This is a genomic window from Nocardia sp. 149-1B (genome assembly GCF_057747975.1).
This window is the reverse complement of the sequence record NZ_CM173233.1, coordinates 2,339,632-2,363,955: the sequence shown is the minus strand read 5'-3', so window position 1 is coordinate 2,363,955 and position 24,324 is coordinate 2,339,632. Positions and strand designations below refer to the sequence as shown.

At 72.1% G+C, this 24,324-nt stretch carries 25 protein-coding genes; 9 read left to right on the top strand and 16 right to left on the bottom strand.

Annotation, left to right across the window (positions count from 1 at the left end):
• Window positions 1–115: 115 nt before the first annotated feature.
• The 7 genes from AC3ANS_RS11365 to AC3ANS_RS11335 form a co-directional block, all read right to left on the bottom strand.
• Complete coding sequence (locus AC3ANS_RS11365) at window positions 116–1,354, bottom strand: AGE family epimerase/isomerase (RefSeq protein WP_488296264.1); 1,239 nt, start codon at window positions 1,352–1,354, stop codon at window positions 116–118.
• Window positions 1,351–2,322 (bottom strand): glycoside hydrolase family 130 protein, encoded by a 972-nt coding sequence (locus AC3ANS_RS11360; RefSeq protein ID WP_488296263.1) that lies wholly within the window; start codon window positions 2,320–2,322, stop codon window positions 1,351–1,353. Before AC3ANS_RS11360 ends, AC3ANS_RS11365 begins: the two co-directional genes overlap by 4 nt.
• 71 nt (window positions 2,323–2,393) lie before the next feature.
• Window positions 2,394–4,391: a hypothetical protein gene (locus tag AC3ANS_RS11355; RefSeq protein ID WP_488296262.1), complete on the bottom strand. Its 1,998-nt coding sequence runs from the start codon at window positions 4,389–4,391 to the stop codon at window positions 2,394–2,396.
• 104 nt (window positions 4,392–4,495) lie between these two features.
• Window positions 4,496–5,320: a carbohydrate ABC transporter permease gene (locus AC3ANS_RS11350; RefSeq protein WP_488296261.1), complete on the bottom strand. Its 825-nt coding sequence runs from the start codon at window positions 5,318–5,320 to the stop codon at window positions 4,496–4,498.
• Between the two features lies 1 nt (window position 5,321).
• Window positions 5,322–6,269, bottom strand: coding sequence for a carbohydrate ABC transporter permease (locus tag AC3ANS_RS11345; protein ID WP_488296260.1), 948 nt, complete (start codon window positions 6,267–6,269; stop codon window positions 5,322–5,324).
• A gap of 16 nt (window positions 6,270–6,285) precedes the next feature.
• Window positions 6,286–7,575, bottom strand: coding sequence for an extracellular solute-binding protein (locus AC3ANS_RS11340; RefSeq protein WP_488296259.1), 1,290 nt, complete (start codon window positions 7,573–7,575; stop codon window positions 6,286–6,288).
• 98 nt (window positions 7,576–7,673) lie between these two features.
• A complete protein-coding gene (locus AC3ANS_RS11335; RefSeq protein WP_488296258.1) occupies window positions 7,674–8,687 on the bottom strand; it encodes a LacI family DNA-binding transcriptional regulator in 1,014 nt (337 codons plus the stop codon).
• Window positions 8,688–8,866: 179 nt separating this feature from the next.
• Between AC3ANS_RS11335 and AC3ANS_RS11330 the strand changes: the two genes are divergently transcribed.
• Genes AC3ANS_RS11330 through AC3ANS_RS11315 form a run of 4 tightly spaced genes read left to right on the top strand, consistent with a single transcriptional unit; the run spans window position 8,867 to window position 11,563 of the window.
• Window positions 8,867–9,103 (top strand): hypothetical protein, encoded by a 237-nt coding sequence (locus AC3ANS_RS11330; RefSeq protein WP_488296257.1) that lies wholly within the window; start codon window positions 8,867–8,869, stop codon window positions 9,101–9,103.
• Window positions 9,104–9,131: 28 nt separating this feature from the next.
• Window positions 9,132–10,517 carry a flotillin family protein gene (locus tag AC3ANS_RS11325; RefSeq protein WP_488296256.1) on the top strand — a complete coding sequence of 462 codons (1,386 nt, stop codon included), beginning with the start codon at window positions 9,132–9,134 and terminating at the stop codon, window positions 10,515–10,517.
• 24 nt (window positions 10,518–10,541) lie between these two features.
• Complete coding sequence (gene cobU, locus AC3ANS_RS11320) at window positions 10,542–11,069, top strand: bifunctional adenosylcobinamide kinase/adenosylcobinamide-phosphate guanylyltransferase (RefSeq protein ID WP_488296255.1); 528 nt, start codon at window positions 10,542–10,544, stop codon at window positions 11,067–11,069.
• Window positions 11,070–11,113: 44 nt separating this feature from the next.
• Entirely contained in the window at window positions 11,114–11,563 is a 450-nt protein-coding gene (locus tag AC3ANS_RS11315; protein WP_488296254.1) for a hypothetical protein, read from the top strand.
• Window positions 11,564–11,594: 31 nt separating this feature from the next.
• Here AC3ANS_RS11315 and AC3ANS_RS11310 read toward each other — a convergent pair whose 3' ends face one another.
• Entirely contained in the window at window positions 11,595–12,293 is a 699-nt protein-coding gene (locus tag AC3ANS_RS11310; protein WP_488296253.1) for an adenosylcobinamide-GDP ribazoletransferase, read from the bottom strand.
• Entirely contained in the window at window positions 12,286–13,308 is a 1,023-nt protein-coding gene (cobT, locus tag AC3ANS_RS11305) for a nicotinate-nucleotide--dimethylbenzimidazole phosphoribosyltransferase (RefSeq protein ID WP_488296252.1), read from the bottom strand. Before cobT ends, AC3ANS_RS11310 begins: the two co-directional genes overlap by 8 nt.
• Before the next feature lie 107 nt (window positions 13,309–13,415).
• Between cobT and AC3ANS_RS11300 the strand changes: the two genes are divergently transcribed.
• The gene (locus tag AC3ANS_RS11300) at window positions 13,416–14,204 is read left to right on the top strand and encodes a spermidine synthase (protein ID WP_488296251.1); all 789 of its coding nucleotides are present in this window, start codon (window positions 13,416–13,418) and stop codon (window positions 14,202–14,204) included.
• A 37-nt stretch (window positions 14,205–14,241) separates the two neighbouring features.
• Here the strand turns inward: AC3ANS_RS11300 and AC3ANS_RS11295 are convergent, their stop codons facing one another.
• The 5 genes from AC3ANS_RS11295 to AC3ANS_RS11275 all read right to left on the bottom strand — a co-directional run bounded on the left by AC3ANS_RS11295 (window position 14,242) and on the right by AC3ANS_RS11275 (window position 19,357).
• Window positions 14,242–14,736 (bottom strand): SigE family RNA polymerase sigma factor, encoded by a 495-nt coding sequence (locus AC3ANS_RS11295; protein ID WP_488296250.1) that lies wholly within the window; start codon window positions 14,734–14,736, stop codon window positions 14,242–14,244.
• The gene (locus AC3ANS_RS11290) at window positions 14,733–15,305 is read right to left on the bottom strand and encodes a hypothetical protein (protein ID WP_488296249.1); all 573 of its coding nucleotides are present in this window, start codon (window positions 15,303–15,305) and stop codon (window positions 14,733–14,735) included. The genes AC3ANS_RS11295 and AC3ANS_RS11290 overlap by 4 nt, the downstream gene beginning before the upstream one ends.
• A gap of 47 nt (window positions 15,306–15,352) precedes the next feature.
• Window positions 15,353–16,921: a long-chain-fatty-acid--CoA ligase gene (locus AC3ANS_RS11285; protein WP_488296248.1), complete on the bottom strand. Its 1,569-nt coding sequence runs from the start codon at window positions 16,919–16,921 to the stop codon at window positions 15,353–15,355.
• A 133-nt stretch (window positions 16,922–17,054) separates the two neighbouring features.
• Entirely contained in the window at window positions 17,055–18,167 is a 1,113-nt protein-coding gene (locus tag AC3ANS_RS11280; protein WP_488296247.1) for an acyl-CoA dehydrogenase family protein, read from the bottom strand.
• Window positions 18,168–18,169: 2 nt separating this feature from the next.
• A complete protein-coding gene (locus AC3ANS_RS11275; RefSeq protein ID WP_488296246.1) occupies window positions 18,170–19,357 on the bottom strand; it encodes an acyl-CoA dehydrogenase family protein in 1,188 nt (395 codons plus the stop codon).
• A 110-nt stretch (window positions 19,358–19,467) separates the two neighbouring features.
• Here AC3ANS_RS11275 and AC3ANS_RS11270 point away from each other — a divergent pair, with 110 nt between their 5' ends.
• The 4 genes from AC3ANS_RS11270 to AC3ANS_RS11255 all read left to right on the top strand — a co-directional run bounded on the left by AC3ANS_RS11270 (window position 19,468) and on the right by AC3ANS_RS11255 (window position 22,830).
• Window positions 19,468–20,652, top strand: coding sequence for a 3-ketosteroid-9-alpha-monooxygenase, oxygenase component (locus tag AC3ANS_RS11270; protein ID WP_488296245.1), 1,185 nt, complete (start codon window positions 19,468–19,470; stop codon window positions 20,650–20,652).
• Window positions 20,653–20,657: 5 nt separating this feature from the next.
• Window positions 20,658–20,951, top strand: coding sequence for a hypothetical protein (locus AC3ANS_RS11265; protein WP_488296244.1), 294 nt, complete (start codon window positions 20,658–20,660; stop codon window positions 20,949–20,951).
• On the top strand, window positions 20,948–22,069 hold the full coding sequence (locus AC3ANS_RS11260) for a 2Fe-2S iron-sulfur cluster-binding protein (protein WP_488296243.1): 1,122 nt from the start codon (window positions 20,948–20,950) through the stop codon (window positions 22,067–22,069). The genes AC3ANS_RS11265 and AC3ANS_RS11260 overlap by 4 nt, the downstream gene beginning before the upstream one ends.
• A 179-nt stretch (window positions 22,070–22,248) precedes the next feature.
• Window positions 22,249–22,830, top strand: coding sequence for a hypothetical protein (locus tag AC3ANS_RS11255; RefSeq protein ID WP_488296242.1), 582 nt, complete (start codon window positions 22,249–22,251; stop codon window positions 22,828–22,830).
• 65 nt (window positions 22,831–22,895) lie between these two features.
• Here the strand turns inward: AC3ANS_RS11255 and AC3ANS_RS11250 are convergent, their stop codons facing one another.
• Entirely contained in the window at window positions 22,896–23,570 is a 675-nt protein-coding gene (locus tag AC3ANS_RS11250) for an MBL fold metallo-hydrolase (RefSeq protein ID WP_488296241.1), read from the bottom strand.
• A complete protein-coding gene (locus AC3ANS_RS11245; protein WP_488296240.1) occupies window positions 23,570–24,292 on the bottom strand; it encodes a maleylpyruvate isomerase family mycothiol-dependent enzyme in 723 nt (240 codons plus the stop codon). Before AC3ANS_RS11245 ends, AC3ANS_RS11250 begins: the two co-directional genes overlap by 1 nt.
• Window positions 24,293–24,324: the final 32 nt, after the last annotated feature.

Sequence of the window (24,324 nt, the reverse complement as noted above, 5' to 3'; positions counted from 1 at the left end):
GAGGGCCCTGTCGGGCACCTGAGCGGCCGGCACGCGGCAAGGAGGCGATGCTCCAGGTGGGCGCCGGCGACCTGGCGCTCGCCTCTCCGCCCGTCGCCGGACCGGCCGTGACCGATCAACGGAGGTCGAGGAGCCCGTCCCGCAGCGCCGCGGCCAGTGTGGGCGAGAGCGGCAGGCGGGGGATCAGAGTCGCCTGGAAGGCGTGGTAGGTGTCCGGCTTGCCCTGCCACACCACGGTGCTCGGCCGGAGGTGCGCGTCGACCTCGTGATGCCACGAGCCCAGCTCGGGGTCGATGAACACCTCGGCGATGTGGTCCCACCAGGTGGCGTACCACGCGCCGTACGCCGGGTCGCCGGTCGCGGAGTGGAGGGCCGCCGCGGCGGCGGTGGCCTCGGCTGCGACCCAGTGCATCCGTTCGCGAACGACCGGCTCGCCTGACCAGCCGATGGTGTAGACGAACCCATCGGCGCCGTCGACGGCCCATCCGTCGCGGACGGAGGCCTCGAACAGGGACGCCGCGTCGTCCAGCATCCAGTCCGGGGCCGCGGGGCCCAACGCCGCCCGCAGGTGCAGCGTCAGCCGCGCCCACTCCAGCCCGTGACCGATCGTGGCGCCGTACGGGCGGAAGGGGTCGGCGGGGGCGTCCCGGTTGTAGTCAGGCAACGGGACCCAGCGCTCGTCGAAGTGCTCGGGCAGCCGCCAGCTGTTGTTGCGACCCAGATCGTGCACGACGCGGGTCACGATCCTCAGGGCCCGGTCCAGCAGGCTGCCGTCGCCGGTCGCGTCCGCTGCGGCGAGCAGCGCCTCGACCGTGTGCATGTTGGCGTTGACGCCGCGATAGGGGTCGAGCCTGGTGAAGCCCTCGTCCCATTCCTCGACGACCATGCCGTTCTCGTCGTCCCAGAAGCGCGTGAGCAGGACGTCCAACGCCTCGTCCAGCAGTTGCCGGGCGCCGGGGCGGTCCGCACACGTGGCGCTGGCGGCGGCGAGCACCACGAACGCGTGCGGGTAGGCGCTCTTGGCGCGCTGGGTCGGGCCGGCATCGTCAACAGCGGCGTACCAGCCGCCGTTGACCGCGTCGCGGAAGCGGCCCGCGACGTCGGCGATGCCGTGGTCAGCCAGCGGGCCGCAGCCGGGCCGGCCCACCAGGTGGCCCAGCGAGTACACGTGCGTCATCCGGCAGGTGATCCAGAGCTCCACGTCGCGGGCCGGGTCCGGCCGTCCCGCAGCGTCGAGCCAGGCGAAGCCGCCACCGGGGTGTCGGGCGGCCCGCCCGAACTCGAGGAGACGGTCGCCCTCGGCCTCCAGCCATCGGGCGTGTGCGGGGCTGCCCAACCAGGTCGTCCGCGTCATGCGCCCAGCGTGGAGTAGCGGTCCCCGAGCCTGTACGTCGCCACACCGAGCGTGGAGTCGCTCTGGCCGTAGTAGGCGAACCAGGTGTCCTTGAAGAACACCAGGCCCTCCACGAACGTCACGTTCGACACCAGGCCGTGGGTGTCCTCGAACGTGGTCGGCTCCAGCCACGGGCGGTTCATCTGGGCGAGGATCGTGGCCGGGTCGGCGGGATCGAAGAGCAGCTGGCCGCACGTGTAGCGCACCGATCCGTCGGGGTTCTTCACCGCTGCGTTGTGGAGCATCAGGATGAGGCCGTTGTTGGTGATGATCGGCTGGGGCCCGACCTCGACCAGCAACTCGCCGAAGGTCCCGGGAGGAGTCGGCACCATCAACGGATCGTCGTTGGAGCACGGGGTCCAGTGGATGAGGTCCTCGGACCAGGCGTGGTAGATCGAGCCCTCGCCGAAGTACATGAGGTAGCGACCGTCGATCGGCACCGGCAGGATCGCGCCGGCCTTGCTCCAGGGGGCGTCCTGGCCGTTGCCCTGGGGCAGGAACGTGTTGAAGTCCGGGAACAGCGGGCCGTGCTTGGTCCAGGTGAACAGGTCCGTGGACGTGGCCAGGCACAGCAGCGCCGAGGTGCGGTCCCAGCCGGTGTAGGTCAGGTAGTAGGTTCCGTCGATCTCGGTCACCCGGGGGTCCTCGGCGCCGAACCGCTCGTAGGGCTCGGTCGGCGAGAGCACCGGGTCCGGGTGCCGCTCGAAGTGGATGCCGTCGTCGCTGGTCGCGAGCCCGACGTACGAGACGAGGTCCTCGGCGTGGGCGCGGTAGAGCAGCACCACCTTGCCGTCCTTGACGACGGCCGCCGGGTTGTAGACGTTCGCGGACTCCCAGCCCTCGCCCTGCGGGGCCAGGATCGGGTTCTTGTCGTAGGGGCGGAACGGACCGAGGGGGAACTCGGCGTGGGGGGTGAGGGCGCTGGACATGGTTCCTCGCTCGTGGTCGTGACTCGTGGTCGTGAATGGGCAGGGGCGAAAGAGAAGGACAGGTACGTCGGCTAGCGACGGACGAGGGTGAAACCCCCGGCGGGCACGGTGATGCTCAGCGAGCCGCCGTGCCTCGGCGGCATGGCCGTCACCCGGATCAGCCGGCCGCGACCGTCGTAGGTCCGCACCCGGGCCACGCCGTGACCGGGGACGCGGAGTCGCGCCCGCTCGGGTGAGGTGGAGGCGCTGCGCAGCAGGGCTGTCCCGTGGCCGTCGCCGCGGAGCACGAGCCACGAGACCAGGGGTTCGATCATCACGGCGTCGAGCGCGGCCCGGTCGCCGCCGGCGGTGGCCGTCGACGCGGACAGGGTGTTCGTCGCGGCGGAAAGGGGGCGCGGCAGGGTCACCGGCAGGAGCGCGCCCGATGCAGGGGAGTCTCCCTGGGGGCCGATCCCACCGGAGGAGACCCGGCCGATCAGCCGGTGCCCGGCTCGGAACGTCGTGACGGCCGCGCTCCCGGGACGCAGATCGACGACGGGCTGCACCAGCGAGTCGGGGTGCGGCGGCAGGTCGATGGTGGTGGCACCGCCGGCGCCGAGCGCGGCGTACCCCGTGCCGCTGAACAGCGACTCCCCGGTCCACAGCGACTCCGGCACCGTGGCCTCGGCGTCGCCGGTGAGTGCCCCGTCCTCGGCCTCGACGGTCAGCGTGCCGCGGCGATCGACGACCTCGGCGGTGCGCGCAGCTACGGCGACGGCAGGATGCTGGTCCAGGGCGATCATCGAGAGCAGACCGTGGATCGTGGACTCCGCCCCTGAGTTGGGATTGACCTCCCCGGACGCCGAGATGCCGTCGTGGGTGACGCCGGTCGCCGGGTCGTACATCGCGACCCCGGCGGGGTTGGCGCCGAAGTACCAGGCGCCGGCGATGGCGGCGAGGCTCAGTGCGGCCGGCCGGCCCGTGACATCGGCGGTGGCGAGCAGGGACTGGAGACGGGAGTCGGCCCCGTAGGCGATCTGGGAGGCATCGCCGCGGGTGGGCATCCGGCCGTTGTCGGGGCCACCGGACGTCAGCAGCCACGGGTCGAACGTGAAGGAGTCGCGGATCGCGCCCGACGCGAGCCGGGGCTCGGCGAGTGCGACCGAGGCGCGCGCCAGGGCGGCGGGCATCTGGCCGCCCCAGCCGTGCCACATCGAGCGGGACAGGGCCCACGGACGGATCGCGCCGACGGGCCACGTCCGTGCGTCCCCGCCGCTCAGCTCCGCGATGCCGTCGCTCAGGCGGCTCAGGGCCGTCCGCGCGGCGTCCGAGCCGCCGGCGTCGACGTACGCCGACAGTCCCAGGACCGCCTCGGCGGACGCGTCGGCGCCGTCGGCGATCAGCCAGGCCGGAGCCGGCTGGCCGTCGATGTCGAGGTGATCACCGTAAGCGTCGAGGACCTGTCGGTCGACCGCGCCGATGGCCAGCTCGAGGCGGTCCCGCAGGAACCCCGCGAAGGTGGGGTCCACCTCGCGGAACGCCGCGTAGCCCTCGCCCAGCGCCCAGATGGTGCGGGCGAGCCAGTACGACGCGTCGCTGTCGGACGGGTCGGGTTGCTCCGCCGGGTCGGCACTCGGGTTGAGCGTGCCGTCGGGCTGCATCCAGAGCACCACGTTGCCCGCGTGGGGACCGGTCGACGTCTGGAGGTAGGTGAGCCCCCGCAGCAGCCGGTACGCCGACGCCCGGCTCGTGGACGAGCCCGTCGCCTGCCAGTCACGCAGGTAGACGACGGCGGCGCGGCTGATGTCGTCGGCGTTGAACGCGCCCTGGCCCCAGGTGTCCGACTCGGGGTGGTAGGTGCCCCCACCCACGTGCCGGAAGCTGCCGTCCGGGTTCGGCTCGGCGTACGTCCACACGACGCCGACGGAGGGCTCGGTGTCGATCCGATACGTCGTGTGGCCGGCCTGGTCGGGCGGTGCGACGGAGACCGACAGCCAGTCCAGGTGGTCGAGGTTGGTGAGGCGGGTGGCCCCGTGAGACCCGGTCCGCTCCGGACCCGGCGCCGACTCCGCCGCGGGGGCGATGGTCACGGAGGCCAGGGTCAGTGCGAGTGCGACGGTGGCGACGCCGATGTGGCGCGGCCTGAGATGTGCGTGCTGATGCATGGGACTCCTCGGTGCTGGGGGATGGAGGCTCATCCCTTGACGCCCGACCCGAGGTCGGAGGCGGTGAAGTGCTTCTGGAAGGCGATGAACAGGGCGACGGCCGGGACGGCGAGCACCACGGCGCCGGCGAGGATCGAGCCGAACGGGTTGGCCGCGCGGCCGGCCATCACGTTGATGTAGTTGGCCAGCGACACGGCCAACGGCTGCATGTCGGCGTCCTTGGTGACCAGGAACGGCCACAGGAACTCGTTCCACGGTCCGATGAACGTCAGCAGTGCGGCGGTCAGGAGGGCGGGGCGGGCCAGGGGCAGGGCGACCGACCAGAGGATCCGGATCTCGCTCGCGCCGTCGAGGCGCGCTGCCGAGAACAGCTCCTCCGGCAGCGCCAGGAAGAACTGACGGAAGACGAAGACCGCGGTGGAGTTGATCGCGAACGGCGCGATCATGCCGAGGTAGGAGTCCGCCAGCCCGTAGGTGCGCACGATCATCACGTAGATCGGGATGATCAGCAGCTGGAACGGCACGATCTGCACCAGCAGCATCAGCGCGAAGAGCGTGCCCTGCCCGCGGAAGTGCAGCCGGGCCAGGGCGTAGCCGGCGAGCACACCGAAGACGAGGGTGCCGAAGAGGACGCCGCCAGTGAAGATGCCCGAGTTGATCAGCGACCCGACCAGGTCGATGCGCCTGTTGATCTCGACGTAGTTGTGGAAGGTGAGTCCGCCGGTGGGGAAGGCACCCGCGAGCGAGGTGTCCGGGTCCTTCTGCAGCGACCCGACCACCATGTAGTAGAAGGGGAAGAGGAACAGCAGGGCGCCGATGACGAGCAGCGCACGGCGTACGTAGACGGTCACCATGTCAGTCCCTCTCCAGGATCCGTCGGTTGATCAGCGAGATGATGAGGACACCGACGACCAGCAGGACGCCGATCGCGGACGCGACGTCCGGGTTGCCCTGCTCGATGCCGCGTTGGTACATCACCAGGACAGGCGAGGCCGACGCGCCGTTGGGCCCGCCGCCGCTGGTGAGCAGGTAGGGCTCGGTGAACAGGTTGGCGCCGGTGATGGTCGCGAGGATCACGACGAGCGTGGTGGCCGAGCGGACCCCGGGCACGGTCACGTTGCGGAACGTGGCCACCCGTCCTGCGCCGTCGGTCTGTGCCGACTCGTAGAGCTCCTTCGGGACGTTCTGCAGGGCGGCGAGGTAGAGCAGGATGAAGAAGCCCATCTGCTTCCACGTCACGAAGATCGCGATGACCGGCATCGCGAGCGTGCTGTTGACCAGCCACGACGGATCGGGTGCGGCCGAGCCGAGCACCTGGTTGACCATGCCCGAGCTGCTGAAGAGGAACAGCCACACCGCGACCAGGGCCACGCTCGCGGTCACGTACGGCACGTAGTAGGCGACGCGGAGCAGGGTGCGTCCGCGGACGGCCGCGTTGAGTCCGGTCGCCAGGAGCAGCGACAAGACGACGGTCAGCGGCACGTTGATGACCAGGAACTCCGCCACGTTGAGGAAGGACCGACGCACGTCGGGGTCGGCGAGCACCGTGCGGTAGTTCTCCAGCCCGACGAACGGCCGGTCGACATCGGCTCCCGGCGCGGCGAAGAAGTAGTCGTGGAAGCTGATCCAGACCGCCAGCCCCAGCGGGTAGGCGAAGACGGCGGCCAGGAACACGGCGTACGGCGCGCTGAACACGATCCCCACCGGCTGGCGGCCCAGGAGGGCCGCCAGCCGCGGGCGACGTGTCGGCGACGGGTGCGTCGGCGACGGCGGGCTCGAGGGGTGGGTCGCGGTGGCTGTCACGGTCGGACCGCCAGGCTCAGGACTGGCCGGCGAGCTCGGTCGCCTTGTCGGCCGCCGTGTGCAGGGCATCGTCGACCGAGGACTTGCCGAAGATGACCGCCGAGGACCACTCGTCGCGGAAGGCCTGCCAGATCTCGATCGAGCTCGGCACGTTCGGCACCTCCACCGTCCGAGCGGCCTGGTCGGCGAACTGCGTGTACTCCGGGTGCTCCTTGAAGTAGTCCGGGTACGTCGCCGCGAGATCGGTGCGCAGCGGCATCTGGCCGGTCATCTCGAGCAGCTTGCCGTCCTGCTCCTTGCTGGTCGCGAACTTCAGCACGTCGAACGCGGTCTGCTGGTTGTCGCAGGCGGAGTAGAGCGCGATGTTCTTCGCGTCGGAGAACGTGTAGGTGTCCTCCGGCGCGGTGCCGGCGGAGGTGGGCACCGGGACGACACCCCAGTTGACCTTGTCACCGTAGACCGAGACCGCCCAGGGCCCGACGGTGGCCATCGCGGCCTTGCCGTCGGCGAACGAGTCGCCGCTGTAGGCCTCCTGGGGGGCCAGACCGTCGGCGTACATGCTCGCCCAGAGGTCGGCTACCGCCTTGCCGGCGTCGGAGTCGAAGGTCGCCTTGCCGTCCTCGATCAGCTGCTGGCCGCCGGACTCGGCGGCGTACATCGGGTAGAAGTCGAACCAGGACTGGAAGAACTCGCTGGTCGGTGCCGGCCAGATCGCGGCGTCGGCCACACCGCTGTCGACGATCGTGCGGCTGGTGGCGAGAAACTCGTCGTACGTGGTGAGCGGCGGGTTCTCCGGGTCGATGCCGGCCTTCTTGAACAGGTCCTTGTTGTAGAAGATCATCACCGGGTTGGACTTCCACGGGATCTGGAAGTACTTCCCGCTCGGTGACTTGTACTGCTCGGCGACGTCTCCGCTGCGCGACTCGATGTAGTCGGTGCCGCCGTCGAAGTCGTCGAGGGCGACCAGGCCGCCCTGCTTCTCGAACTGCGGGACCGCAGCGGGGGAGGTGTTGAACACCAGGCACGGAGCGTTGCCCGCGGTGATGGCGGCACCGATCACCTCCTCGGACGTCTTGCCCGCCGGGATCTCCTGCGCGGAGACCTTCTGGTCCGGGTGGTCGGTGTTCCAGGCGGCGACCATCTGCTTGCCCCAGGCGATCTCCTCGGGGTTGTTCGAGAGCCAGACCTTGATCGGTCCGACGCCGGTGGCCGAGCCGCCCGAGTCGCCGGAGGAGCCCCCGCAGGAGGCAGTGGTCATCGCGAGTGTCAGTGCGGCCAACGAGGCGGCGGCGACCTTGGATCTCATGTGCTTCTCCATTCGAGTACGACGAGTACGACGAGTACGACGAGTGCGACGGGTGGTGCAGCGCCGGGGGCGCCAGGTGGGTGTGCGCAAGTACGGCGCTAGGACGGAGGCGCCGTGGACCCGCGCACGACCAGCCGTGGTGGCTCGAGCGCGGTCTCCCTGGCGGGGCGCTCCTCGATGAGGTCGAGCAGCCGGGTGGCGGCGGCCCGGCCCCAGCCGATGACGTCGGTGCTGACCGTGGTCAGGGCAGGCTGGACGTGAGCGGAGAGCTCGGTGTCCTCGTAGCCCACGATCGACAGCCGGCCCGGGACGTCGATGTCACGCGCGACCGCGACCGCGAGGCCCGCGATCGCCATCAGGTCGTTGGCGTAGACGATCGCCGTGGGCGGTTCGGCGAGGTCGAGGAGGTGGCGGGTGGCTGCCGCGCCCTCCTCGGCCGAGAAGTCGGTCTCGACGCACGGACCGTCAGGGAGCCCGGCCGCCCGCATGGTGGTCGACCAGGCGCGGCGGCGAGACTCGCCGTGCACCATCGCGCCCGGTCCGGCGACGTGACCGATGCGCGTGTGCCCCAGCGCGAGGAGGTGCTCGACGGCCGCGGCGACCCCGGGGGCGTCGTCGACGCCGACGGCGGGCCAGAACCCGTCGCCCAGGGCCGGACCGATGACCACCGCGGGAAGCCCGAGCTCGGCGAGCAGGGCAGGACGCGCGTCGTCGACGTACAGGTCGGTGACGAAGACGCCGTCGACGCGGCCGTCGTTCGCCAGCCGGCGATACGTCTCGTGCTCGCTCTCGTGCTCGGGGACCATCTGGAGCAGTAGGGCGTAGCCGGCCGGCGACAGCTCGCTCTCGAGTCCGGCGATGAACGAGGGGAAGAACGGGTCGGCACGCAGCGTCTCGGGCGCCCGTGCCATCACCAGGCCGACGGCCAGGGACCGGGAGACCGAGAGGGCGCGGGCGCGGGAGCTGGGGCTCCAGCCGAGCTCCCGAGCGGCCGCCAGGATGCGCTCTCGCGTCTCGGTGGAGATCCCGGGGCGGTTGTTGAACGCGAAGGACACGGCGCCCTTCGAGACACCGGCCCGGCGGGCGACGTCGTTGATGGTGGGGCGAGGCACCCCGTCACCTAAACCGGTTTAGTCGCGTCCTGTCAAGGGTTCCAGCCGGGTTCTGTCCGGTGTGGCGCGAGAGAGCGGAGCAACGGAGGGCCGAGGCCCGTCGTGACCGGACCCGGGCCGATGTGGTCTGATGTGCGCGTCGCGCGGCTCGGAACGGCGACGAACGAACGGGGGTTCGGATGGCACGCAGGTCTGCGGTCGACCGCGGCGACGACAGCGTCGTGGGCCGAGAGGGACGGGTGACCGGCACGGTCGGTCCCGGTCTCGTGGGTGAGGTGATGCTCCCCATCCGCGGCGGCAGCGAGGCGTTCAACGCCTACCCGTACGTCGGCACCGACACGCTCCCGATCGGCACGCTCGTGCGGGTCATGGAGTACGCCCAGCCCCGCATCGTGTACGTCTCCGCAGCGCTCTAGCGCTCTTCTCGGACAGGAACCCACTCTCATGACCACCCTCATCCTGGGCGCGGTCGCGCTCGCCGCCGTCCTCTTCGTCGTCCTCGTGTTCAAGATGATCTGGCGGGTCGCCGAGCCGAACGAGGCGCTGATCATCTCCGGCCTGGGCGCCCACGGCGAGACCCCGGCCGACATGCCGGGGGACACCGGCCGCGGCTTCAAGATCGTGGTGGGCCGCGGCACCGCGGTGATCCCCGGCTTCCAGACCGTACGCCGCTTCTACCTCGGTCTGCGCACCACGACGCTGACCGTCAAGGCCGTGTCGAGCCAGTCGATCCCGTTGACCGTCAAGGGTGTCGTGGTCTTCAAGGTCGCCGACGACAAGGCCAGCATCGCCAACGCCGCGCGGCGCTTCCTGGAGCAGAACGAGGAGACGCTCGTGAGCACCATCCACGAGCTGTTCGCCGGCCACCTGCGCGCGATCGTCGGCGGGATGACGGTTGAGGGCATGCTCCACGACCGCGAGTCGCTGACCGCGAACATCCGGACCTCTCTCGCCGACGACCTCGGCAAGCTGGGCCTGATCGTCGACTCGCTGCAGATCCAGGAGATCGACGACGAGGTCGGCTACATCAACAACCTCGGCAAGCCCCAGGCGGCCGCCATCGAAGCAGCCGCCCGTATCGCCAACGCCCAGCGCGACCAGGAGGCCACCCAGGCCGAGCAGGTCGCCAACGCCCGCAAGGCCGAGGCCGTCCGACAGTCCCAGATCGAGCAGGCCGGCTACCAGGCCGAGGTCGACACGGCCAAGGCCCAGTCCGCGCAGGCCGGTCCGCTCACGGAGGCCCAGGCCCGGCAGGAGGTCGTCCGGGCCGAGACCGCGGCGGCCGAGCTCGACGCCCAGCGCGCCGAGAAGGTGCTCGACACCCAGATCCGCAAGCCCGCCGACGCCGAGGCCTACCGCCAGATCACCCTCGCGGACGCCGAGCGGCAGGCGAAGATCGCCCGGGCCCAGGCCGAGGCCGAGGAGACCACCCTGCGCGGTGACGCACAGGCGCGGGCCACTGCCGCCACCGGTGAGGCCGAGGCGAAGGCGATCCAGGCCCGCGGGCTCGCCGAGGCCGCCGGCATCAAGGCCCGTGCGGAGGCGCTGGCCGAGAACCAGGACGCGGTGATCGCCCAGACGATCGCCGAGCACTACCCCGAGATCGTCAAGGCCGGCGCGTCGGCGCTCGGCAACATCGACAACCTCGTCGTCCTCAACGGCGCCCAGGGCATGGAGGACATGCTCGGGAAGGCGCTGACGATGGGTGGCGCGGGTCTCGGGCTCGCCCAGAGCCTGATCTCCTCGATCAAGACCAACGGCACCAGCGACGCGGCGGCGACCAACGGCACCGGGCCGGCCCCCACCGACTCGGTCGGCGTCTCGTCCTGACTCCGGCTGTGGGAGCCTTCCGCCGTGAAGGTCCTGGTCACCGGGGGAGTCCGGTCCGGCAAGTCCACCCACGCCGAGCACCTGCTCGCGCACGAGTCGACGGTGACGTACGTCGCTCCGGGGGCGACCCCCGAGGAGGACGCTGACCCGGACTGGGTGGCGCGGATCGCCGCCCACCGGGCTCGACGCCCGGCCCACTGGACCACGCTGGAGACCCGAGACCTGGCCGCGGGGCTGACCCGCGACGGCGCGGTCCTCGTCGACTGCCTCGGCACCTGGCTGACCGCGGTGCTCGACGAGGCCGAGCTCTGGGACGCGACGGCCGACGTCGTCCACGCCCACGTCAGCGCGCAGGCCGACGCGGCCGTCGCCGCGCTGCGCGGCGCGCCCGGTCCGGTCGTGCTCGTCACCAACGAGGTCGGCCTCGGCGTGGTGCCCGAGCACCGGTCCGGCCGGCTGTTCCGCGACCTGCTCGGGGTCGTCAACCAGCGCTTCGGGGCCGCCTGCGACGAGGTCCACCTCGTGGTCGCCGGCCGGGTGCTGCGTCTCTAGTCCGGGTCGTGCAACCGGAGCGCGGCGCGCCCCGTCGAACTGGCATGGGTGACGCTCGCACGCGGATGGGCCTGGTCGGGGCAGCCGTGCTGCTGCTCGCCTGCGCGGCCTGTGGCGATCGGTCGGACCCGCCGGGGACGTCGAACCAGAGCTGCGTCGGGCCGTACCTGAACGACCAGCCGGCGAGCGGGCCGTTCCGGGCCCCGGAGCCGACGGTGGCCCCCGGCGACACGATCACGATCCACGGCCACTGGTACACGAGCACGTGCAACGACACCGGCGGTGACGACCCGGAGCGGCCGCTGCCGGCGGTGCGTCTGACGCTGAGGCTGCCTGGCGGCGGTGCGCAGGAGCTCGGACCGTTCGACCCCGACGGCGAGGACATGGGGTTCTCGGTCCCGGTGCACGTGCCCCCGGACACCCCCGCGGGCACGGCGACGGTCCGCGACGACCGGGAGGACCCCGCGACCTACAGCTTCACCGTCGCGGACTAGCGCGGCTGCGTCGGCGGAGCGCTCGCCACGGTCACACGGCCGACCAGGTGAGCAGCGTGCACGCCAGCGCCACCTCGATCGCGGCGCCGAGCACGTCCCCGGTCACGCCACCGAACCGGTGCACCGTCCGGCGGGTCAGCGCCAGCACTGCGAGCCCGCCGGCCACCGAGAGGAGCAGCCCACCGGCCGCCGCGACGGGGACCGGAACCGTCCCGGTGACGGCGGCGCCGAGGCCGTCGGGCCGGGCGGCCGGGACCCGGGTGCAGCACACGATCCAGAGCGCGCACCGCGAGAGGCACACCAGAGCGCCGGCCAGCACGGCGTGCCAGCCGACCTCGACGTACGACGCCAACGCGGCCGCCTGGACGCCCAGCACCACCACGGTCGCCACGACACCGGCCGGCCCGCTGGTGCCCGACCGCATGACCTCGAGCGACCGGGCCCGGTCGTAGGACGCGGTCAGTCCGTCCGCGGTGTCGGACAAGCCGTCCCAGTGGAGGGCCCGCGAGCCCAGGGCGAGTGCCCCGACCGCGACGAACGCGACCGCGAGCTCGGGGAGCCGGGCGGCGGAGCCGGCGACCAGCAGGAGGGTCACCATCGCACCCAGCGGCAGCACGGCGAGCGGCGCGAGCAGCATCGCGTCGCGGGCGATGCGACGGTCCACCGAGGCGGGTGGCCGGACCGGCAACGCGGTCAGGGTCCCGACCGCGAGCCGCCAGGGGTCACCCACCGAGCTCGCTGAGCAGCGCGACGTCGCGGAGCACGGCGACCGCGCCGCGCAGCACCGGGACGGCGGCGACGGCGCCACTGCCCTCGCCGAGGCGCATCCCCAGGTCGAGCACCGGCTCCAACCCCATCTTGGCCAGCGCGAGCGCCTGGGCCGGCTCGGTGGAGCGGTGACCGGCCGCGAACCAGGCCGCGGCGCCGGGGTCGATCCGGTCCGCGGTCAGCGCGCAGGCCACCGCCATCAGCCCGTCCAGCAGCACAGGCACGCCCTGCCGGGCCGCCTCGAGGAGATAGCCCGTGCTTGCCGCCAGGTCCGCGCTGCTGAGCGCGGTGAGCGTCTCGACCGGGTCGTCGACGCGGTCGCCGGCGCGGGAGAGCGCCTGGTCGATGAGCTGTTCCTTGTGCGCGAGCGTGGCGGGGTCGACGCCGGTGCCACGGCCGGTCACCTCAGCTGCGGGCAGGCCGAGCGCGGCGGCGACAAGGGCCGCCGCCGGGGTCGTGTTGCCGATGCCCATGTCGCCGCTGATCAGCAGCTGCGCGCCCGCGGCGATCTCCTCGCGGGCGACGGCGGCACCGACCTCGAGGGCCGTCCTGGTCTCCTCGGTGCTGAGGGCGTCCTCGAGGTGGATGGCGCCCGAGGAGCGGCGGATCTTGAAGCGGCGTACGGCGTCCGGCACCCCGGCCAGGTCGTCGTCGACACCGAGGTCGAGCACGCGGACCGCGACGCCGTGGGCGGCCGCGAGCGCGCTGACCCCGGCCCGGCCGGCCACGAACGTGCGCACCATCGCGGCCGTGATCTCCGGCGGGTACGCCGACACGCCGTGCCGCGCGACGCCGTGGTCGCCGGCGAAGATCACCAGCCGGACGTTGGTGAGCTCCCGGGGTGGCACCGCGCCCTGACAGGCCGCGACCCAGACCGCGAGGTCGCCGAGGCGGCCGAGGGCGCCCGGCGGTGTCGCGAGGGCTCCGAGCCGCTCGCGAGCGGCGGTGGCGGCGTCGGGACGGGGCGGGGTGATCACGGGCGGCTCCTGGTCGGTGGGCGGGCGCTCACCGTAGCGCGGTGACGAGGCCCACTCGGCCCCGGACCTCGGCCCCTGCGCACGGCCGCGGCGGCCTACGCTGAGGCATGACCGACGCCGAGATCGTCCCCGGCGACCGGCCCGGCAGCCACGTTCTCCGCATGTCGGGCATGAACCAGTCGTACGTCGACCTCGACGACCCGACCCGGCTGGTCTTCGACTACGTCCGCCGGATGGCCGACGTCGTCGACGCCGCCGCGCCCGCGGGTGAGCCGGTGCGGATCGTGCACGTCGGCGGAGCGGGCCTGACCCTGCCGCGGTACGTCGCGGCGACGCGCCCCGGGTCCGCGCAGGTCGTGCTGGAGCCGGACGCGGTGGTGACCGAGCTGGTCCGCCGCGAGCTGCCGCTGCCGAAGCGCAGCGGCGTCAAGGTCCGCGCGGTCGACGGGCGCAGCGGTGTGGAGGGGCTCCGGGACGGCCACGCCCAGCTGCTGCTGCTCGACGCGTTCGCCGATGCGCGCGTGCCGGCCGAGCTGGTCACCGTCGAGTTCTTCGACGAGGTGGCGCGGGTGCTCGGCGACGGCGGGTTGTTCGTGCTGAACCTCACCGACCGGGCTCCCTTCGGCTGGACGCGCCGTGCGGTGGCCGGCCTGCGTCAGGTGTTCGGTTCGGTGGTGCTGACCGCCGAGCCGGCGACCCTGCGGGCGCGGCGGCTCGGCAACCTGGTGATCGTCGCCTCGCGGGGGCCGGTGCCGGTGGACGTGCTCGGCTCCCGGGCAGCGAGCGCGGCCGCGCCTTACCGGGTGCTGGACGCCCGGCAGGTCAGCGACGGCTTCGGCGGCGGGACGCCGTTCACCGACGCCGACACCGCGCCCTCGCCGCCTCCCGGTGGCTGACCGCGTCCGCGGTCACAGCAGGCGTCGCGACCGGGCGTCAGCACCGATCGGCGGCCAAGAGCCCCTGCAGCGCCTGGATCCCGCGCGAGGTGTGGCTCTTGACGGTCCCCTCGCCGATGCCCAGCTCGGCGGCGGTCTCGCTGACCGAGAGCCCGACCCAGTGCCGCAGGAGGACCGTCTTGCGCTGCATGGCGGGGAGCGCCTGCAAGGCCTCGAAGAGTGCGGACCGGTCCTCGGGGGCCAGGGGTTCGGGGGCCGGGGCGTCGTGGCCGTCGAGCCCGGGCCGCTCCCGGCGCCATGGCCGGCGGGACTCGTCGATGTCCGCCCGGACGATGATCGTCCGGGCGTACGCCTCCTCGTTGCCCCGGCGGCGGATCCGCGGCCAGGCGGCGTACAGCTTGACCAGCGCCGTCTGCACGAGGTCCTCGGCCTGGTGCCGGTCGCCGCACACGGCGTACGCGATGCGCGCCAGGTGGGCTCGGCGGGCCAGGACGAACTCGGCGAACTCCGCGTCGCGGTCGGGTCTGCTCATGAGGAGGCCTGGGCCGCGATCCAGTCCTCGAACGTCGGGGCGTCGACGCCGGGCTTCCCGGTCGCGAAGTCCATCCGGCCGGTGTTCGGTCCGGTCGGTTCCACCCGGCTCAGGTACCACGTGGTCGTGCCCTGGAACCGGATCTCGTAGGCGACGGAGAGCACCTCGGGCTCCCGGTGGAGCGCGTTGTCGACCTGCCGGAGGACCGTGACGTCGGGCGGGAAGGTCATCTGGCCGTCGCCACTCACGATCAAGAAGCCGTCACCCACGTGTCCGCGTGAGTCCCAGAACCGGTCCTCGCCGTTCGACGTGGGATCGAAGCGATAGGACTGCTCGAGGCCGCCGCTCGCAGGTCCGACGGTGGCTGGGTGCTCGGCCGTACGCCCGACAGCGGCGATGGATCCCGCCCCCGCCGCCAGCACGAGGGCGACGGCGACGGTCGCGGCCTGCGCGCGGCGCCGGCGGACGAGACGCTGTCCGCCGTGCAGGACGGACTCGAGGTCGGGGCCCTCGGGGCCCGCGGGGATGCCGCGCTCGAGGGCTTCGGTCAGGACGGTGGTGTCGGTCATGGTGTCCTCCTTCACCACTCAGACGGACCCAGCCGTGCGGTCCGTTGTCAGGACGTCGCGACGGAGTACGACGAGCTCCGGGCCGCCCGTACCCACAGCCTGCCACCTCCGGCGACGGGCCCCTCGGCGGCGAGCTCGCGCTTGAGGACCTTGTTGGTCGCGGTGCGCGGCAGGGTGTCGACCAGGCGCACGTAGCGCGGCCACGCCTTCGAGGAGAGATCTGGCTGGGCGGCGAGGAACTCCTCGAACCCGACCGGGTCGACGGGCTCACGCACCACGAGGGCGGCCATCACCTGGTCGCCGACCGACTCGTCGGGGACGGCGTAGACCGCGGCCTCGACGACCGCCGGGTGCCGCAACAGGATCCGTTCGACCGGGGCCGCGGCGAGGTTCTCGCCGTCGACCCGCAGCCAGTCGGCCGTGCGGCCGGCGAAGTAGACGAACCCGTCCGCGTCGCGGTAGGCGAGGTCGCCCGACCAGTACATCCCGGCGCGCATCCGATCCGCCTCGGCGTCCGGGTCGTGGTAGTAGCCGGCGAACGCCCCGGCTCCGATCGTGTTCACCAGTTCACCGGTCGCGGCGTCGGCGTTGAGCAGCACGCCGTCGGGGGCGAACTCCGCGTCCGGCGTCTCCTGCATCGTCACGGGATCGAGCACCTTGACGCCCTCGACCGGCCGGCCGAGGCTGCCGGGAGGCATCTCCGGGACGCGCTGGACGATCACGGCGTTCTCGGTCGAGGAGTAGGAGTCGACGACCGTGCAGCCGAAGCGCCGGGCGAACCCGTCGATGTCGCGCTCGTTGGCCTCGTTGCCGAACACCAGCCGCAACGGGTTGTCGGCGTCGTCGGGCCGCTCGGGCGTCGCCATCACGTAGGTCAGCGGCTTGCCGACGTAGTTCGCGTACGTCGCGCCGTGCCGGCGCACGTCCCGCAGGAACCCCGACGCCGAGAACCGGCGGGCCAGCGCCACCGTCGCGCCCGACGCGAGCGCGGGTCCCCAACCGGCCATGATCGCGTTGGAGTGGAACATCGGCATCGAGACGTAGGCGACGTCGTCCGGGCCGAGGCCGAACCGCTCGGACAGGAACTGCCCCGGGTGCGCGACCTTGGCCTGGGTGACGTTCACCGCCTTGGGCTCCCCGGACGTGCCCGAGGTGAAGATCAGCATCATCAGGGTGTCCGGCCGCACCTCGGCGTCGGGGATCGGCGCCGCCCGGTGCGCCTCCACCAGTGCCTCCCACTCGGGCCCGTCCGCGAGCAGCACCGGCACGTCGGTGTCGCCGAGGAGCGCGGCGTACGTCGCGTCCGTCACGACGACCTGCACGTCGGCGCGGACGATGTCCGCAGCGAGCGCGGGTCCCCGGCGGGTCGGGTTGAGCCCCACCACGACGTGGCCGCCGAGCGCGGCGCCGCCGAGCAGGAACGCGAACTCCGGGAGGTTGTCGAGCAGCACGCCGACGTGCGGCGGTGTGCCTGCCGGGAGGAGCGCCGCCAGGAGCGCGGACCGCACGCAGGACTCCCGCACCACCTCGGCCCAGGTCCAGGCGTCGTCCTCGAACAGCAGGCCGGGGGAGTTGTCTTCGGCCCGAGCGAGGAGCTGGTCCCGGACCGTGGGCATGGTGGTTTCGAGGCTCAGGCCTGGCGGCCTTCGCACCTCAACCACCGTGCCGGCTCGGGCCTGGCGGCCTTCGCACCTCAACCACCGTGCCGGCTCGAAGGGAGCCTCGAGACCACCACCGCCACGGCTGCGATCACGCCGGTTCGGCCGCGAGGGCTCGTCCGACGTTCAGGGCCTGCTCGGTGGTACCGCCGTGGAGGAACTCGAAGCGCTTGGCGCTGGTGAAGTAGCGGTGCGCCTCGCCATCGAGGTCGATGCCCACGCCGCCGTGGACGTGCACGGTCGTGTGGGCGAGCCGGTGGCCGGCGTCCGCGGCCCAGAGCTTCGCGATCGCGACCTCGGTGTCGGCCGGGAGCCCCTCCTCGAGCCGCCAAGCCGCCTGCCACAGGGTGAGCCGCTGGCCGAGCACGTCGATGTAGCCGTCGGCGAGGCGCTGGGAGACCGCCTGGAACGTGCCGATCGGCCGGCCGAACTGCTCGCGCGTCTTCGCGTACGACGAGGTCAGCCGCAGCGCGCCCTCGGTGATGCCGAGCTGCTCCGCGCACCCGGCGAGCAGCATCAGCAGCCGCAGCCGGTGGTCCGCGGCGCCGTCCGCGTCCCCGACCAGCCGGTCCGGTCCGACGGTCACGCCGTCGAGGTCGAGGCGGGCGACGGCGTCGCGGTCGGAGAACGTCTGGGCGACCACGGTGACGCCCGCGTCGCCGGGCTCGACCAGGAAGACCCCGACGCCGGTCGGGGTGTCGGCGGGGACGAGGAACGCGTCGGCGTACGGCCCGGCCGGGACGATCGCCTTGCTGCCGGTGAGCCGGTAGCCGTCGCCGTCGGGGGTCGCGACGGTCGTCGGACGCGACGGGGCGTAGGCCCGGTCCTCGGCGATCGCGGCGGTCAGGACGTGGGCGCCGGTGGCCGCACCCGGCAGCCACCGCGCGCGGAGGTCGTCCGAGCCGAGCTCGGCCAACAGCCGGGCGGCCGGTCCGTGGGCGGCCAGCGGCACCGGCGCGACCGTGCGGCCCACCTCGACGAGCACCCGGCACAGCTCGACGAGGCCGAGCCCGGCGCCGTCGTGCTCCTCGGGAAGGGCGAGCCCGAGCAGGCCCGCCGAGCCGAGCTCGGCCCACAGCTCCCGGTCGAAGCGGTCGCCTGCTGCCTCGACGGCCTTGAGCCGGTCGTTGGTCGCGCGGTCCCGCAGGATGCTCGCCGCGAGCTCGGCGGCCTCGTCCTGCTCGGGGGTGAAGGTGAAGTCCATGATTACCTCTTCGCCGCGGGCAGTCCGAGCCCGACGTAGCCGATGATGTCGCGCTGGATCTCGTTGGTGCCGCCGCCGAAGGTCATCACCAGCGCCGAGCGGTAGTAGCGCTCGAGGCGACCCGCGAGCACCGCGCCCTCGGAGTCGCCGGTGATGCCGGCGTTGGGGCCGACGACCTCCATCAGCGACCGGTAGACCTCGGTGGCCAGCTCGGAGCCGTAGATCTTGGTCGCCGACGCCTCCGCGGGGGAGAGGGCGACGCCCGCATCGGCGTCCGCGGCGAGCTTCCAGTTGATCAACGAGAGCGCCTCGGTGCGGGCGTGCGCCCGGCCGAGCGCGATCTGCACCCACTCGGAGTCGATGACCCGCTGGCCGTCCGGGTTCTTCGTCTCCTGCGCCCACCGCCGCACCATCTCGATCGAGTGCGTCAGGGGCGCGGAGGAGGTGAGCGCGACCCGCTCGTGGTTGAGCTGGTTGGTCATCAGCGACCAGCCGCCGTTGAGCTCGCCGACGAGGTTGCCGTAGGGCACGCGCACGTCCTCGTAGTACGTCGCGCTCGTGCTCACCCCGGCCACCGTGTGCACGGGCGTGTAGGAGAAGCCGGCAGCGTCGGCGGGGACCAGAATCATCGAGAGCCCCTTGTGGCGGGGCAGGTCGGGGTCGGTGCGGCACGCGAGCCAGATCCAGTCGGCGTACTGGATGAGCGAGGTCCACATCTTCTGGCCGTTGATCACCCACTCGTCGCCCTCGCGTACCGCCTTGGTCTTCAACGAGGCGAGGTCGGTGCCGGAGCCGGGCTCGGAGTAGCCGATCGAGAAGTGCAGGTCACCCGCGAGGATCCGGGGCAGGAAGTAGTCCTTCTGTTCCTGCGTGCCGTAGCGCATGATCGTGGGCCCGACGGTGTTGAGCGTCAGATAGGGGATCGGTACGCCGGCCACCGCGGCGACGTCGGTGAAGATCAGCTGCTCGATCATCGAGCGGGCCTGCCCGCCGTACTCCTCCGGCCAGCCGATCCCCAGCCAGCCGTCGCTCCCGAGGCGGCGGATCACGTCCTTGTAGACGCCCGCCTCGCCGAACTCGCCGGTCGCCGACGCGAGCCCGGCCTTGACCTCGGGGGTGACCAGCGCGGCGAAGTACTCGCGCAGCTCCTCGCGGAGCCTCTCCTGCTCGGGTGTGAGGGCGATGTGCATCGGGGCTCCGTGGGAGTGTGGCGGTGGGAAGGTGAGGCGTGGCGCTGGCAACGGCGTCCCAAAAACTATAACCTGTTCTCGTTTTGGTCCACCGTGTCTGGAGGCGCGTCATGAGCGACACCCCCTCGAGCGTTCGAGCCCTCGACCAGGGCAAGCCGCCGGAGCGCTTCGCGCGCGGCTGGCACTGCCTGGGCCTGAAGGAGACGTTCGCGGACCGCAAGCCGCACGCGGTCGACGCCTTCGGCACCAAGCTCGTGGTCTGGCAGGACACGCAGGGCGACGTCAACGTCCTCGACGCCTACTGCCGGCACATGGGAGGCGACCTGACGCAGGGGTCGGTCAAGGGCGACGAGGTCGCGTGCCCGTTCCACGACTGGCGCTGGGGTGGCGACGGCAAGTGCAAGGCGATCCCCTACGCCCGCCGGGTCCCGCTGCGCGCCCGCACCGAGAAGTACCCCGTGGTCATCCGCAACGGCCAGGTGCTGATCTGGCACGACGTGGAGGGCTCCGCGCCCGACCACGACATCCTGCCGCCGGAGCTGCCCGGGGTGATGGACGGCGAGTACACCGACTGGTTCTGGAACGTCGTCCCCATCGAGGGCTCCAACTGCCGTGAGCTGATCGACAACGTGGTCGACATGGCGCACTTCTACTACGTGCACTTCTCGTTCCCGACCAGCTTCCGCAACGTCTTCGAGGGCACCCAGGCCACGCAGTACATGCAGTCCAAGGGACGCCCCGACAAGAGTGGCGGGTACGGCGACGCCGAGCTGTTCCTCAAGTCCGAGGCGACCTACTTCGGGCCGGCGTACATGGTCAACTGGCTCGACGTCGACTACAAGGGCTTCGAGACCGAGGTCATCCTGATCAACTGCCACATCCCGACCGGGCCCGACTCGTTCACGCTGCAGTACGGCATCACCGTGAAGAAGCCCGAGGGCCTCGACGACAAGACCGCCCAGTACATCGCGAAGAAGTACGCGCAGATGTTCGGCGACGGGTTCCTCCAGGACGTGCACATCTGGAAGAACAAGGTGCCGGTGCAGAACCCGCTGCTCTGCGAGGAGGACGGGCCGGTCTACCAGCTGCGTCGCTGGTACGAGCAGTTCTACGTCGACAAGGCCGACATCGCCCCCGAGATGGTCGACCGGTTCGAGTTCGAGGTCGACACCACCAAGGCCAACGAGTACTGGCAGGAGGAGGTCGCGGAGAACCTCGCCCGCAAGGCCGAGGAGGACGCCGCCGGTGAGTCCGGCGCGTCCGCGGAGTCGCCGCAGATCATGACGGGTACCTGAGTGCGATGGCGTCCTTCGTCCCGACCAGTCCCGACACGCTCGAGGACCAGCGGCTCTACACCTCCGCCCGGCTGGTCGAGGTGGCCTGTCTCGACTGCCTCGCCCGCGTGGGCGTGAAGAAGAACAGCGAGCACCACACCTCGATCCAGTGGACCTCCGAGGCCCGGCGGCAGTGCCCCGAGCTCGCGCGCCGTGCGGATGCCCGCTCGGCCCACGCGAGCTGTCCGCGCCTGCTCGCGAGCATCGAGGCCGCCGTACGCGACGGTCAGGTCTCGATCGGTGCCGAGGACGGTTGGTGAGTGTGGACGAGCCGTCCTTCGAGCTTCGGGTCGTGGGCGTGGTCGAGGAGACCGCCGACGCGCACTCGATCTCGTTCGAGGTGCCCGCTGACGCGGCCGACGGCTTCGCGTACAAGCCGGGCCAGTTCCTGACCCTCGCCGTGCCGAGCGAGCTGACCGGGGTCGCGGCGCGCTGCTACTCGCTGTCGAGCAGCCCTCTCGACGACGGTCCGCTGACGATCACCGTCAAGCGGACCGCGGACGGCTACGCCTCCAACTGGCTGTGCGACAACGTGCGCGAGGGCGACACGGTGCGGATGCTCCCTCCCAGCGGGATCTTCACCCCGGCCAACCTGGATGCCGACCTGCTGCTGTTCGCGGGCGGCAGCGGCATCACGCCCGTCATGTCGATCACCCGGACCGCGCTGCAGCGCGGCAGCGGGCGCATCGTGCTGTTCTACGCCAACCGCGACGAGCGGTCCGTGATCTTCGCCGCCGAGCTCTCCCGGCTGGCCGCGGAGCACCCCGACCGGCTGCTCGCCGTGCACTGGCTGGAGTCGGTGCAGGGGCTGCCCAGCCAGGAGCAGGTCAAGGCGTTCGCTGCCGCCTACACGTCGTACGACGCGTTCGTCTGCGGGCCTGCGCCGTTCATGAAGATGGCCGTGGCCGCGCTGAAGGAGCTGGAGTTCCCCCGGGGGCGCCGACACCAGGAGAAGTTCATCTCGCTCGGTGGCAACCCGTTCGGGGACCTGCACGACCAGGAGGTCGCCGAGCACGAGATCGAGGACGCCGAGCACGACCCGGACGACACCGAGGCAGCCGAGGCCGCCGATCCGGTCGCAGACGAGGACCAGCCGCAGGGCCCGGTCACCCTCGAGGTGGAGCTCGACGGCCAGCAGTACGTCTTCGACGACTGGGCGCCCGGCACCAAGATGCTCGAGCACCTGGAGTCCAAGGGCGTGAAGGCGCCGTACTCCTGTCGTGAGGGCGAGTGCTCGGCGTGCGCGGTCCGGCTGCTCGAGGGCGAGGTCAAGATGCTCCACAACGACGTCCTCGACGACGAGGACATCGCCGAGGGCATCCGCCTGGGCTGCCAGGCCGTACCCGTCACCGACACGGTGAAGGTCACCTACCACTGAGGGCTGATCGTCGCCGGTCAGGCAGGATGCCGGCGGCGAAGGGGTCAACTCGCCGCATTTCTGGTCTAGCCCGCAGGGGTGGACTTCGGCTCGCGGCGTAACGCTGTACGCGTCGGGGGCGTTGCCCGGTCGACAACGACCTCCGCCGACCGGCTGGAGACCCGGAAGGAGGACGAGCGATGCTGCTCGGGCTGTGCCTGATCACAGTGATCTGCCTCGGTCTGGCGATCGCCGGCACCGCCGCCCCGGACGCCGGGCGGGGCTCCCGTCGACGCGACCTCGAGCTGCAGCGACACCCCGAGCGTGTCCAGCACGCCGACGTGGAAGCGTTGCTGATCGCCGGGGGAGTGTCGGCCCCGACGGTCGAGCGGGTGATGAAGCTCGCCCGGTCTCGGCGGTTCTCCGCGCGCACCATGTGGCGCTGGATCGCCGCGCACGGCGCCGAGCGGCTCGTCGTCGTCATCGACGCCGGCGTGGCCGAGGACGCGATGCTCGAGCACCTGGACGCCGGATCCGCGCCGCGTTGGGAGTCGCTGCGAGTCTTCGCGCGCCTCAGCGACGACAGTCTCCCGGCCGGGATGCCCCTCGCCGAGCTGCTCGACCTCGACACCATCCCGACGCTCGACGACCTCACCTTCCCCACCGACCTGGCCGACTGGTCCACCGACGCCGCCGCGTCGAGCGCCGACCCCGGTCGCGGCCCCCTGCCCACGGCCGAGTGGGACACCGACGGCGACGGCGGCTGGTCCTCCGTCGCCTGAGCGTCGCCGCTCAGCTGTCGGCGTGTCTGCGGGTTTCGGCTGCCAGCAGCCGAACCCCGCGACCTTCACCAGCCCCGCGTCCTCCACTCGGGCAGGGAGGGCCGCTCGGCGCCGAGGGTGGAGTCGTCGCCGTGGCCGGGGTAGAACCACGTGTCGTCGGGGAGGCGCTGGAAGATCTTGGTCTCGACCTCGTCGATGAGCTGGGCGAAGGCCGCCTCGTCGCCGAACGTGTTGCCGACGCCGCCGGGGAACAGCGAGTCGCCCGTGAAGAGGTGCGGGTGACCGGCGGGGTCGTCGTACAGCAGGGCGATGGAGCCGGGAGTGTGGCCGGCCACGGCGATCACCGACAGGGTGCAGTCGCCGACCGCGACCGTGTCGCCCTGGGTGACCGGCCGCGTCACCGGGACGCCGGTCTGGTCGGTGACCGCCTGAGCGTCGGGCGCGCCGACGACGACGGTCGCGCCGGTCGCGGCGACGACCTCGGCGAGCGCGCGGTGGTGGTCCCAGTGCTGGTGGGTGGTGATGACCGTGGTGAGCCCGGTGTCGCCGATCAGCGGCAGCAGCGTCGCGGGCTCGGCGGCCGCGTCGATGAGCACCTGCTCGCCGGTGTGGCGGCACCGCAGGAGGTAGCAGTTGTTGGACATCTGCTCGTCGACCGCGACCTTGGTGATCGTCAGGTGGGCGAGCTCGCGCACGTCCGGTCCGCCGCCCGGCGTCACGTGTCCTGTGTAGTCGCTCATCACCACTCCTCGATCCGCGGCAGGTCGCCGTTGTCGCTGGTCAGTCCCTCGCCGTTGCCGCGACCGGTCAGCCACCACCCGAGGTCGGCAGCCGCGCCGGAGACGGTCGGGCCGGCGCCGAAGCTCCAGGTGCGCTGCAGGTCGGTTGCGTACGCCGAGAACCCGGAGTCGGCCGCACCGCGGTCGAGCATCGAGTCCAGCAGGTAGGTCGCGAACGCCGTCGGCCAGTCGTGGCGGTCGTACCCGGCGTCGAGGTCGGCGTGGTGGATCTCCACCTCGCGCAGCCGCATGCCCGGGACGGCCGAGGCGGGGAAGGACCGCCCGCCGGGGACCCGCTCGATGCGGGACTCGACGGCGTCGGGCGGGACCGCGGCCAGGGCGTCCGCCAGCTCGGTGCACGCCCCGAGGAGCCGGGCGCGGACGGCAGCCGGCTCGTCGTTGGCGAGGTCCTCGATGTCCGCGTCCCGCGCCTCCTGGGAGGTGTACATCGGCGCCGGGCGACCGTCCACGAGGCCCGTGAGCGCGCCGGCCAGGGCCTCGGCGTTGAGCGCGAGGTGGGCCAGCACGTGGGCGCGGGTCCAGTCGGGCAGTGCGCTCGGGGCCGCGTGGTCGGAGTCGGGGAGACCGTCCGCGGTGCGGATCAGTCGCCGGGTCGCCTCGGCCAGCAGGTCCACGGGGGCCTCGGGTGCCACGGGCGAGGGGGCGTCGTCGGGATCGGCCATGCCCCCATCCTGCCGGACGGGGCACTGTCGGT

Excerpts from the sequence above, each read along its gene's own strand:
- AC3ANS_RS11285 (WP_488296248.1), bottom strand. The coding sequence starts at position 16,921 with ATGCCCACGGTCCGGGACCAGCTCCTCGCTCGGGCCGAAGACAACTCC.
- AC3ANS_RS11290 (WP_488296249.1), bottom strand. The coding sequence starts at position 15,305 with ATGACCGACACCACCGTCCTGACCGAAGCCCTCGAGCGCGGCATCCCC.
- AC3ANS_RS11365 (WP_488296264.1), bottom strand. The coding sequence starts at position 1,354 with ATGACGCGGACGACCTGGTTGGGCAGCCCCGCACACGCCCGATGGCTG.
- AC3ANS_RS11330 (WP_488296257.1), top strand. The coding sequence starts at position 8,867 with ATGGCACGCAGGTCTGCGGTCGACCGCGGCGACGACAGCGTCGTGGGC.
- AC3ANS_RS11275 (WP_488296246.1), bottom strand. The coding sequence starts at position 19,357 with ATGCACATCGCCCTCACACCCGAGCAGGAGAGGCTCCGCGAGGAGCTG.
- AC3ANS_RS11350 (WP_488296261.1), bottom strand. The coding sequence starts at position 5,320 with ATGGTGACCGTCTACGTACGCCGTGCGCTGCTCGTCATCGGCGCCCTG.
- AC3ANS_RS11360 (WP_488296263.1), bottom strand. The coding sequence starts at position 2,322 with ATGTCCAGCGCCCTCACCCCCCACGCCGAGTTCCCCCTCGGTCCGTTC.
- AC3ANS_RS11315 (WP_488296254.1), top strand. The coding sequence starts at position 11,114 with ATGGGTGACGCTCGCACGCGGATGGGCCTGGTCGGGGCAGCCGTGCTG.
- AC3ANS_RS11295 (WP_488296250.1), bottom strand. The coding sequence starts at position 14,736 with ATGAGCAGACCCGACCGCGACGCGGAGTTCGCCGAGTTCGTCCTGGCC.
- AC3ANS_RS11265 (WP_488296244.1), top strand. The coding sequence starts at position 20,658 with ATGGCGTCCTTCGTCCCGACCAGTCCCGACACGCTCGAGGACCAGCGG.
- AC3ANS_RS11250 (WP_488296241.1), bottom strand. The coding sequence starts at position 23,570 with ATGAGCGACTACACAGGACACGTGACGCCGGGCGGCGGACCGGACGTG.
- AC3ANS_RS11255 (WP_488296242.1), top strand. The coding sequence starts at position 22,249 with ATGCTGCTCGGGCTGTGCCTGATCACAGTGATCTGCCTCGGTCTGGCG.
- AC3ANS_RS11300 (WP_488296251.1), top strand. The coding sequence starts at position 13,416 with ATGACCGACGCCGAGATCGTCCCCGGCGACCGGCCCGGCAGCCACGTT.
- AC3ANS_RS11325 (WP_488296256.1), top strand. The coding sequence starts at position 9,132 with ATGACCACCCTCATCCTGGGCGCGGTCGCGCTCGCCGCCGTCCTCTTC.
- AC3ANS_RS11245 (WP_488296240.1), bottom strand. The coding sequence starts at position 24,292 with ATGGCCGATCCCGACGACGCCCCCTCGCCCGTGGCACCCGAGGCCCCC.
- AC3ANS_RS11270 (WP_488296245.1), top strand. The coding sequence starts at position 19,468 with ATGAGCGACACCCCCTCGAGCGTTCGAGCCCTCGACCAGGGCAAGCCG.
- AC3ANS_RS11340 (WP_488296259.1), bottom strand. The coding sequence starts at position 7,575 with ATGAGATCCAAGGTCGCCGCCGCCTCGTTGGCCGCACTGACACTCGCG.
- AC3ANS_RS11280 (WP_488296247.1), bottom strand. The coding sequence starts at position 18,167 with ATGGACTTCACCTTCACCCCCGAGCAGGACGAGGCCGCCGAGCTCGCG.